This window comes from Streptomyces sp. SID5785, from assembly GCF_009870065.1.
Lineage (GTDB): Bacteria > Actinomycetota > Actinomycetes > Streptomycetales > Streptomycetaceae > Streptomyces.
In genome coordinates this window covers 1-10119 of sequence record NZ_WWIA01000450.1, presented here as the reverse complement: position 1 = coordinate 10119, position 10119 = coordinate 1, and the positions used below count along the sequence as shown (strand labels likewise).

Genomic DNA, 10119 nt, shown 5'->3' with positions numbered 1-10119 from the left:
GGCGAGCCGGGCTGGGGCGTTCGGCGGGGCGGGCGCATGGCCTCCTCGATCGGGTGGTGGGACGGTTCGGCACGAGCGGTCCTGCGGCGGACCGATGTCCGGCATCCGGGGTCGCGCGGAGGTGGCCCGTCAGCGGACCAGGCTCTCCAGGGGGCGTTGGGCGGCCGCGGAGGCCTGCCGCTCGTCGGCGGTCGGGGACAGGGCGACGAACGCCGAGGTCAGGAAGAGGTAGGAGCCGAGTCCCACGGCGAGCGGGAAGATGAACTGCATCGCGGTGGCGCCGGGAAGGACCGCTGTGGACGGCGTCACCTTCACGCTGACGGCCATCATCCCGGTGTAGTGCATGCTGCTCACCGCGCCGCCCATGACGAGGCAGGCGACGGCCACGGCCGCCGGGGACTTGATGTTCAGGCCGGCCCACAGCGCGGCGGTCGCCGCGACGACGGCGATCACCACGGAGAGCGCGACGAGGAGGGGGTCGAAGCTGACCTGTCCGTGCAGGCGCAGCGCGGCCATGCCCATGTAGTGCATGCTCGCGACGCCCACTCCGGTGGTGAGGCCGCCGAGCGCCAGGGCGCGGTTGCGGTCGCGGCTGTAGCCGACGGCGAAGACGCCGGCTCCGACGACCGTCACGGCGACCAGGAGGCTGAGGATGGTGAGCGGCACGTTGTAGCGGATCTCGGTGCCGCTGACGCTGAAGCCGAGCATGGCGACGAAGTGCATCGTCCAGATGCCGGTTCCGATGGCGGAGGCTGCGGTGAGGAGCCAGTTGCGGCGTGCGCGTCCCGTGGTGGCCAGGGCGCGCACGGTGCAGCGCAGGCCGAGCGCGGCGCCGATGCAGGCCATGAGGTACGACAGCACGGGGGTCAGCCAGCCGAAGGCTGCGTGGTCCAGGTGTCCCATGGCCCCGGGACGCTAGTCGCGGCGGGGGCGCACAACTGGGGCGCATTTCGAAAGCTGTTGGAATATGACAGAGATGCGGTACGGAACGATCGCGTCGGGGTCGAACGTGTGCACCGCACGTGCATCCGATCTTTCGGCCCGGATCCGGACCTTTCGATCAGACGGTCCCTCGTTCGTGGAATCCCGGCTGTCGGTGCCCTGCGTCATGATGGATCACATGAACGACGACCGGACGCGCGTACAGGAGTTCTTCGCGGTTCGGGCCGCCGACTGGGACGCACGCTTCCCGGACGACGGTCCGGCCTATGCCGAGGCGGTGGCGGCGCTGGGCCTGCGCCCCGGCAGCCGCGTGCTGGACGCGGGCTGCGGCACCGGCCGGGCCCTGCCGGCGCTGCGCACGGCCGTGGGCCGGTCCGGCGTGGTGCTGGGCGCGGACCTGACGCCGGAGATGATCGACGCGGCGGTGCGCGCGGGGCGTGACCGGGACGGCAGCCTGCTGCGCGCGGACGTGTCGTCGCTGCCGGTGCGCTCCGGGTCGCTCGACGCCGTGTTCGGCGCGGGACTCATCTCCCATCTCGCCGTGCCACAGCGGGACTTGGGCGAGCTGGCCCGTGTGGTGCGGCCGGGCGGACTGCTGGCGCTCTTCCACCCCGTCGGCCGTGCCGCGCTCGCCGCGCGCCACGGCCGCGAGCTCACCCCGGACGACCTCAGAGCCGAGCCGCAGTTGCGCCCGCTCCTGGCCGCCGCGGGCTGGCGCCTGACCTCGTACGTCGACGAGGACGCCCGATTCCTCGCGCTGGCGGTCCGGGAGGGGTGAGTCCGGCGCGGCGAGCGCCCCTGAAGGCTCGCACCAGGCTGCTGCCGCGCACCGTCACCCACGCACGGCGGCGGCGAAGGCGTCGGGCGCGTCGAACATGACGTTGTGCCCGGCGCCGGGCACCTCCACGACGTCGACCCCGGCCGCCGAAAGGGCTTCGGCGCCCGCCAGTTCGCCGCTCAGCGCGCCCTGGAGGTAGACCCGCTCGACCGGCAGGTCCTCGAGCATCCGGCGCATCGTGGGCTCGGTGCCGCGCACCAGGCCGCAGGCGCTGCGATGCAGGGCGAGCGGGTCGGCGAGGCGCATGGTCGCCGCCCACGTGGGTCCGACGTCCGCCAGCACGCGCGCGTGGCCCCCTCCGGTGACGAACGCGTCCTCCTCGTAGGAAGAGATCCCGCTGCTGCCCGCACCGGCGGGCGGATGCGGGTCGAGGTTTCCCTCTGCGAGCACGAGGCGTGCGACCAGCTCGGGGCGCCGGTGCGCGAGCACGATGGCCACGGCGCCGCCCATGCTGTGCCCGATCACCTCGGCACCGCGCACCGCGGCCTCGTCGAGCGCCGCTGCGAGCGCGTCCGCGTGGTCCTCCAGCGTGTACGCGAAGTCGTGCGGCCGGTCACTGATGCCGTGGCCCGGCAAGTCCACGAACAGCGAGCGGCGTCCCGCCAGTTCGGGGCGGGCGGCGATGTGAGCGTGGTACACGGTGGACGCCGCCCCGAGCCCGTGGACATAGACGCGCGCGGGCTCCCGACCGGCCACCTCGGTCCAGCGCACACAGCTCCCCCGCCCGTCGAATCCTGCCTGCCGCATCCGCACACCCCTTCGATTCCCGTCGCCGCACCGTCGGCCGACCGTGCGGTGGCGCACTCTCCTCAGCACCATACTACGTCACCGAGGTACTACGGAATCGAAGTATCCGGCCGCCTTGCGACGCCACCCACACGCCGTACGCGAAGATGAGGGCATGCTCGAGCTCGCCATCCTCGGATTTCTCCACGACACCCCGCTGCACGGCTACGAACTGCGCAAGCACATCACCGCCCTGACCGGCCACGTCCGGCCCGTCGCGGAGAGCACCCTCTACCCGGCGATCAAACGCCTGGAGAAGGCAGGACTCCTGGTGCGCGAAACCCGGCCCGGGGCCGCGGCCGCACCGCGTCAGGTCCTCAGCCTCACCGAGGCCGGGCGTGCGGAGCTGCACAGGAGGCTCGAGGACCCGGCACGGCAGGACGTCACCGACGAGAACCGGTGGTTCACGGTGCTCGCGTTCCTGCGCCACCTCGACGACGCGGCCGCCCAGTCCGCGGTCCTGCGGCGCAGACTGGCATTCCTGGAAGAGCCCGCGAGCTTCTTCTACGACGGCGAGCGGGCGCTGCGGGCCGAGGACCTCACCGACCCGTTCCGCCGCGGCGTGCTCACCATCGCGCGCGCGACCAGCCGCACCGAACTGGAATGGCTGCGCACGACGCTGGCTCAGCTGGAAGCACGCTGACACGGCCGCTCCGCACCGGCGCTCCTCGCGGCCGCGTCTGTCACCATGACGTCAACTCCGCGCCGTGCGGAGCCAGTTGCGAGACGTCACGTCCCACGACGGCTCGTGGCGCCCGGCAGGGACGGTGGTACACATGCTCGGCAGAGTCCGCACGTCATGGCAGACCTGGCGCACCGGCAACACCCGGCACGAGGAGAAGGCGTCGCAGGCGGTCCGGGAACGCTCCGGCGAGCGGCGTCGGCACAACCTGTTCGAGGCAGCGGCCGTCTACGTCGCGGCGCGCGCGGAGGGCGACCAGCAGCGGGCCGACGAGGCGTCCGGCTGGGTCGATCCCGGCGCGCTGGCCTTCGGCGTGGACGAACTCGCGCAGCGAGCGATCGTCGCCCTCGCGCGGGAACGCGACGTGACACCGCGCGACGTGGCACGCAGCCTCCTCGGCCTGCCGGCCGCCTGACCCCGGCCACCGGCAGCGCCCCCGCCGGACGAACGCCGCCGCGCCCCACCACACCTCCCGCCGCTCGCCCGCCGCGGAGCGGTCCGGCACGGGAGGTGCACAAAGTGCGCACGAGATGTGAACATGCTGTCCACCACGGGACCACCCGCCGCCGCCTGCGGAGAATTTCCTGGTCATCGCCCCTGTACGGCATCGTCGGAGACTGGCTAAGGTCACGCCGGACAACCAAAGCTCAGGGGAGGCTGGCATGGCCGGGACGGACGACGCCGTCGCCGCCGGGGACGACGCGCTGTACGTACTCACGGCGATCTTGTTGACGCCCGCGAAGTTCCCCAGTGTGCTCGGCGACGACTACCCGGAGGCGTGTGCCGCACTGGGTCTGGCACCGCTGGCCGACGGCTACGGCCTGGTGCTCGGGCAGGACGGCGAGGGCGCGCGCTGGACGGTCGTGGTCGACGACGTGTCACTGGTCGCGGTGGCCATCGCGTCCTGGGACTGCGGCATGGAGTACGAGCTGTCCCCCGACGAGGACAGCATGGTCGCGGCGCTCCCTGGCTGGCCGCTCGCGCTGGCCGTCGCCGCGCCGGGCGTGCCGGCGCCCCACGACCCGGAGCCCGACCCCGAGGACGGCGACAACGCTCCGCTGACGCCTCCGGACACGGAGACCTGGGGCCCGGCCCAACGCAGGCTGGGAGCCGACGAGATCGCGCTCCAGTGGGCCGCCTGGCGGGACCAGATCGACGACGACCAGTTCGCCGACACGACCGGCGGTGGAGCCACCCCGGACGGCGGCGGAGCCGCCGCGGCGGACGAGGCCTCCGGCGAGGGGCCGGAGGACGTGGCGAGCGGCCACGAGGGCGTCCAGCGCGTCCTGGAGCAGGCCCGGGGCTACGTCGACACGCCCCCGCCGCTGGGCCGGGTGCGGTCCGCGTTCGCCTCGGGGGACGCCCGGACGCTGCGCGCGGACGGGCCGGGCTGGTCGATGGTGGCGCGCACGGACGACATCGCGTTCATTCTGCTCGACGACGAGCCGGGCGAGGTGCTGCCGGTCGGCCGGGGCGCCGAACTGCCCAGCCTGCTGGAGGCGCTCGACAAGATGGCGGTCCGCCCGGTCTGAGGCGCTCACGGCATCGGAGCACCATCGGGGCCACATACGGGGCCACATACGGGGCCACATACGGGTCAGAGCTCGCATGTGGCCCCGCCCCATGGTTGTGGGCGTGCGGCGCCTTCACGATGGGGCCTCTTCCCGTGTCGAGAAGGAGGCCCCTCCATGCGCACGCCCAGATCCGTCCCCCTGTTGGCCACCGTCCTCGTGGCGCTGGCCGCTTCTGGGCCCCAGGCCTTCGGCGCGGCGTCCGCCCCGGACGCACACTGCGCCCACCGGGAGCGCACCCACGTGCCCGGCGCCGCGCTGGAGCAGCAGGCCTGCCTGCCGGACCTGACGACCACCGCACTGGCGGGCACGCGCTACACCGACACCGCCGACCAGGCCGGGCTGACCGCCAAGGGGACCCGGGTGCCGTCCGGCGTGCCGGGTCTGCAGATCGACGGCTACTTCCCGGACAGCTCGCGCACGAACACCACGCACGGCTGGAACCACGACGCCCAGTTCGTGATCCGGCTGCCCGACCACTGGAACGGGGGCCTCGTCGTCACGGGCGCCCCCGGCAACCGCAAGCAGTACTCCACCGACATCGCCATCTCCGACCGGGTGCTCGCCCAGGGCTACGCCTACGCGGCGACCGACAAGGGGAACACGGGCGCCGACTTCTACCGGGACGGCAAGCGCCCCGGTGATCCCGTCGCGGAGTGGAACGCCCGCACCACACAGCTGACCCGCGCGGCGCGGCGGGTCGTCGCCCAGCACTACGGCCACACCCCCCGCCGCACGTACATGACCGGCGTCTCCAACGCGGGTTATCTCACGCGCTGGCAGCTGGAGAACCGACCGGAACTGTACGACGGAGGTGTCGACTGGGAGGGCGTTCTGTGGAAGGCCGACGGGACGGGCCTGCTGACCTCGCTGCCGACGGCGGTCGCGTACGGACGCGGGACCGCCGACGCGGACGACATGTACGCGGCGGGATTCGCGCGGGGTTCCGAGTTCCTGTGGCCCTACCACCAGTCGGCGTACTGGGGGCTCACGCAGAAGGTGTACCGCGCCGCCTTCGATCCCGGCTACGACCCGGACTGCCCCGGGGCGTCCGCCGGATCCACCACCGGGGAGCTGCTGGCGCCGTGCGCGTCCGACGCCGCCTACCGGTACGCGGACCGGCCCGCCTCGGTGCGCCGGGCCGTCGCCCGCGTCGCGCTCACCGGGCGGATCGGGAAGCCGCTGATCACGCTCCAGGGCGACCTGGACACGCTGTTGCCCATCGCGACGGACGCGGACGTCTACGCGGGGATGGTGCGGGACAGCCGGCGCGGCCCCCTGCACCGCACCTACACCGTCGAGGACGGCACCCACACCGACGGGCTGTACGACACGTACCCGGACCGGCTGCGGCCGATCCTGCCCTGCTACCGCGATGCCTTCGACGTCCTCACGCGGTGGGTGGAGCGGGGTTCGGAGCCGCCCGCGGACCATGTCGTGGCCCGGCCCGCCGCCGGTGACGTGGTGCGGACGTGCTCGGTCACGGCCCCGTAGGCGTGCGACAGACGGCGCGTGCGGCGGCAAGGGCGTCCGCCGGACGCTCCCGGAACCGCACGCGCCGCGGGGGACGCCCCCGGAACCGCGAGCGCCGCCCGGCCGCTAGCGTCCGAGCTCCTTGCGGGAGACACGGCGCAGCCGGCGGCGCTGCGAGGGGTCGAGGGTCAGGTACGCCGCGGCGGGCACGCCGAGGACGATGAGCAGGGCGGCCCACCAGGGCAGCCAGATCAGCAGGATGATCCCGGCCGCCACGCCTCCCGCTGCGATCTTCGCGTTCTTCGACATGTCTGTGGCCTCCTTCGGGGGCGGCTCGCCCTCGGCTGAGTGGAGCGGGCCCGCCTCTGCTGTAGAAACGGGCCCGCGGCGTCCACGGTTCCAGTGTGCGCCCCTGATCCGACCCTGATCCCGGCCCGGAGGCGTCTCGGGGTCTCAGATGTCGGCCCGCAGGGGCTCACCGACCTCGTACATGTGGCGCAGCGCCTGCCGGTAGGAGTCGACGAGGCCGGTCTCGGTGAAGGGGATGCCCAGGTCGCGGCAGTGCGCCTTGACCATCGGCTGGACCAGGCGCAGGTGGGGCCGGGGCATGCTGGGGAAGAGGTGGTGCTCGATCTGGTAGTTGAGTCCGCCGAGGAACCAGTCGGTGAGGACGCCGCCCTTGATGTTGCGCGACGTGAGGACCTGGCGGCGCAGGTGGCCCCACTTGTCGCCGTCCGGGTCGGGCATCTCCATGCCCTTGTGGTTGGGGGCGAAGGCCATGCCCAGGTGGAGGCCGAACAGCGCCTGGTGCAGTGCGGCGAACGCGAGTGCGTGACCGAGCGGCATCGTGGTCAGCAGCAGCGCGACGTAGCCGACGACGTGGGCGGTGAGGAGGGCACCCTCGACGAGGCGCTCGCGCCCCGACTGCCGGCGCAGGTCCTTGAACCCGGACAGCTTCAGCGCCAGGCCTTCCAGGAGGGTGAGCGGGAAGAACAGCCACGCCTGGTGCCGGGTGAGCCAGCCGCGGAATCCCGCGCGCGTGGCGGCCTGCTTGCTGGTGAAGACCAGCACGTCCGCGGCGACGTCGGGGTCCTTCTCGATGTGGTTGGGGTTGGCGTGGTGGCGGTTGTGCTTGTCGTTCCACCAGGCGTAGCTCATGCCCAGCAGCAGGTTGCCGTGGACGAGGCCGACGGCGCGGCTCACCGAGCGATTGGCCGTGATCTGGGCGTGCCCGGCGTCGTGCCCGATGAACGCCGTGCGCGCCCCCAGGACGGCCAGTACCGGGGCGAGCGCCAGCGCCCACCACGAGCCTCCGGCCACCACCAGGCCGGCCACCACCCCGGCGAGGCAGAGCGCGTTGACGGTGATGGTGCGCACGTACCATCCGGTGCGCCGGTCAAGGAGGCCCTGGCCCTTGGCGTCCCGCAGGAGGGGGGTGAACTCGCTGCCGTTCTCGGGCGGGAGCCGCCGTGCGCTGCTTCCTGGTGCAGGTACGGGTGCGGGGAGGGTTCCGACGGCCGTGGACATGGCAGGTCTCCGGTCTCTGGGCGGGTGAGGTCGACGCGGCGGGCTACGCGTCGCCCGGCCTTCGAGAAACGTAGGTTTCGGGACCTGCCGCGGGCCATGACGCCACCACCCGAGTGCGGTAGGGGGGCTACCCGCCGCCACAGGGGTGCTGGCCACACCCTTAAGGGTGTGCTGACCCCCTGAGTGATCCAGCTCACGGAAGGAACGCACCCGTCCGCCCCGGTTTGCGGTGTACCCTCGGCCGCCTCCAGGCCGCGTAGTCAAATTTGATTGATACGAGGAAGTCGCCATCTCAGAGCTCACGCATCACGCCCCCACACCGGACGAGACCGCCGAACTCGCCCGGTGCTGCACGGTGTTCGTCCCCGCCGACCCGGCCCGCACCTCGACCGTCGCGTTCTGGCGCCCCGACGGCACGGAGCCCGCGGTGCCGCAGGGCGGCACCCGGACCGAGCTGCCCCTCGCGCTGCCGGGCGACGACGGCAGCGTCGGGCTCGTCACCGTACCGGCGGCCACCCTGCCGGTACGGGCCGCGCTGCCCGTGCTGACCCGCGCGCGCAGCACGGGGAGCCCCGACCCGACGACGGCCTTCTGGGGCGCCGCCGCGCTGTTCGCCCTCCAACTCGCGGCCCGCGGCCTGCTGCTGCCCGGTCTGAGCGCGGCGGGACACGACGCCTGGCGGGCCGGTCCGCTGCGCACCGAGGACCTCGCCCGGCTGCGTGATCTGACCGCCGCGATGCCGCCCGAGGCCCACGCCGTGCCGCTCGGCGCACCGGGCCCGCCCCGCCTGCACGCCCCCGAGCCCCTGCTGCGCGCCTTCCTGGACGCCGTCGCCGACACGCTCCCGCGCTCCCCCGCCGCCCCGCTGGCCGCCGGGTCACCCTTGTTCGCCGCGCGGGCGCCGCGCCCCTCGCCCGAACTGCGCCCCTGGGCCGCGGACGTCGCGGCCGGACACGACGCGGGCGTGCGGATCTCGCTGCGGGTGGAGCTGCCGGGACTCGCCCGGATCACCGACGCGGACCTCGCCGACGGCGACGGGCCGCCGGCCTTCCGCGCCGTGCTCCAGATCCACAGCGTCAGCGACCCGTCCCTGGTCGCGGACGCGGCCGACGTCTGGGCCGGATCGGGGCCGACCGGGCGCGCGTTCGGCGCGCGGGCGCGCATGGACGCGCTGCTCGCCCTGCGTCGCGCGGCGCGCGCGTGGCCGCCGCTGGCCCCCCTGCTGTCGGCCAGCGTGCCGGACGCGCTGGAGCTGGCGGACGAGGAGGTCACCGACCTGCTCGGAGCGGGCGCGCGGGCCCTGGCCGCGGCCGGGACCGAGGTGCACTGGCCCAAGGAGGCGGCCCGTCGGTTCACCGCCCGCGCGGTCGTCGGACCACCCGAGGAGGACGGCCCGGACGGGCTCGCCTCGGGCACACCGTCGTTCCTCTCCGCGGACGCGCTGCTGGCCTTCGACTGGCGGTTCGCCGTCGGGGACGTGGAGTTGAGCCGCGCGGAGCTCGACCGGCTCGCGGAGTCGAACCGTCCGGTCGTGCGCCTGCGCGACCAGTGGGTCCTGGTCGATCCGGCGGAGGCGCTGCGCGCCCGCGCCCACCAGGACCGCAAGGTGACGCCCGTCGACGCGCTCAGCGCCGTTCTGACGGGCTCCACCGAGCTCGACGGCCGCCAGGTCGAGGTGCGGCCCACGGGCTGGCTGGCGGAGCTCAGGGACCGTCTCGCGGACCCGGAGGGCATGGAGCCGGTGGGCAGCCCTGCCGGCCTCGACGCCGAACTGCGCGATTACCAGCTGCGCGGTCTCAACTGGCTGGCCCGGATGACGTCCCTGGGTCTCGGCGCCTGTCTCGCCGACGACATGGGCCTCGGCAAGACGATCACGCTCATCTCGCTGCACCTGCACCGGCAGGCCGCACCGGAGTCGGCCGGTCCGACCCTGGTGGTGTGTCCGACCTCCCTCATGGGTAACTGGCAGCGCGAGATCGAGCGCTTCGCCCCCGGCACCCCGGTGCGCCGCTTCCACGGGGCGCGCCGCTCCCTGGAGGACCTGGCGCAGGGCGAGTTCGTCCTCACCACCTACGGCACGATGCGGCTGGACGCGGCGGCGCTCGGCGCCCCGCGCTGGGGCATGGTCGTCGCCGACGAGGCACAGCACGTCAAGAACCCGTACTCGGCGACCGCCAAGGAACTGCGCACCATCGGCGCCCGCGCGCGCGTGGCCCTCACCGGCACCCCGGTGGAGAACAACCTGTCCGAGCTGTGGGCGATCCTCGACTGGACGACTCCCGGGCTGCTCGGCCGGCTCG

At 73.6% G+C, this 10119-nt stretch carries 10 protein-coding genes; 6 read left to right on the top strand and 4 right to left on the bottom strand.

Features of this window, described 5'->3' with window-relative positions; genetic code table 11:
• Positions 1-129: 129 nt before the first annotated feature.
• Entirely contained in the window at positions 130-903 is a 774-nt protein-coding gene (locus tag GTW43_RS15005) for an MHYT domain-containing protein (protein WP_161302399.1), read from the bottom strand.
• A gap of 217 nt (positions 904-1120) precedes the next feature.
• On the opposite strand from GTW43_RS15005, the gene GTW43_RS15000 reads away from it, so the two are divergent.
• Positions 1121-1720: a class I SAM-dependent methyltransferase gene (locus GTW43_RS15000; RefSeq protein WP_161302397.1), complete on the top strand. Its 600-nt coding sequence runs from the start codon at positions 1121-1123 to the stop codon at positions 1718-1720.
• A 54-nt stretch (positions 1721-1774) separates the two neighbouring features.
• On the opposite strand, the gene GTW43_RS14995 is transcribed toward GTW43_RS15000, so the two are convergent.
• Positions 1775-2527, bottom strand: coding sequence for an alpha/beta hydrolase (locus GTW43_RS14995; protein ID WP_161302395.1), 753 nt, complete (start codon positions 2525-2527; stop codon positions 1775-1777).
• Positions 2528-2681: 154 nt separating this feature from the next.
• Between GTW43_RS14995 and GTW43_RS14990 the strand changes: the two genes are divergently transcribed.
• The 4 genes from GTW43_RS14990 to GTW43_RS14975 all read left to right on the top strand — a co-directional run bounded on the left by GTW43_RS14990 (position 2682) and on the right by GTW43_RS14975 (position 6313).
• Positions 2682-3209, top strand: coding sequence for a PadR family transcriptional regulator (locus GTW43_RS14990; RefSeq protein WP_161302393.1), 528 nt, complete (start codon positions 2682-2684; stop codon positions 3207-3209).
• A gap of 133 nt (positions 3210-3342) precedes the next feature.
• Positions 3343-3663 carry a hypothetical protein gene (locus GTW43_RS14985; RefSeq protein ID WP_161302391.1) on the top strand — a complete coding sequence of 107 codons (321 nt, stop codon included), beginning with the start codon at positions 3343-3345 and terminating at the stop codon, positions 3661-3663.
• Positions 3664-3910: 247 nt separating this feature from the next.
• Positions 3911-4780: a hypothetical protein gene (locus GTW43_RS14980; RefSeq protein WP_161302390.1), complete on the top strand. Its 870-nt coding sequence runs from the start codon at positions 3911-3913 to the stop codon at positions 4778-4780.
• Positions 4781-4936: 156 nt separating this feature from the next.
• Complete coding sequence (locus tag GTW43_RS14975) at positions 4937-6313, top strand: tannase/feruloyl esterase family alpha/beta hydrolase (RefSeq protein WP_161302388.1); 1377 nt, start codon at positions 4937-4939, stop codon at positions 6311-6313.
• Between the two features lie 105 nt (positions 6314-6418).
• Here the strand turns inward: GTW43_RS14975 and GTW43_RS14970 are convergent, their stop codons facing one another.
• Both GTW43_RS14970 and GTW43_RS14965 read right to left on the bottom strand, forming a co-directional pair.
• On the bottom strand, positions 6419-6601 hold the full coding sequence (locus tag GTW43_RS14970; RefSeq protein WP_161302386.1) for a hypothetical protein: 183 nt from the start codon (positions 6599-6601) through the stop codon (positions 6419-6421).
• Positions 6602-6745: 144 nt separating this feature from the next.
• On the bottom strand, positions 6746-7819 hold the full coding sequence (locus GTW43_RS14965; protein WP_161302384.1) for an acyl-CoA desaturase: 1074 nt from the start codon (positions 7817-7819) through the stop codon (positions 6746-6748).
• Positions 7820-8108: 289 nt separating this feature from the next.
• Here GTW43_RS14965 and GTW43_RS14960 point away from each other — a divergent pair.
• Positions 8109-10119: SNF2-related protein (locus tag GTW43_RS14960; protein ID WP_161302401.1), on the top strand; the 2011-nt coding region annotated here is incomplete at its 3' end.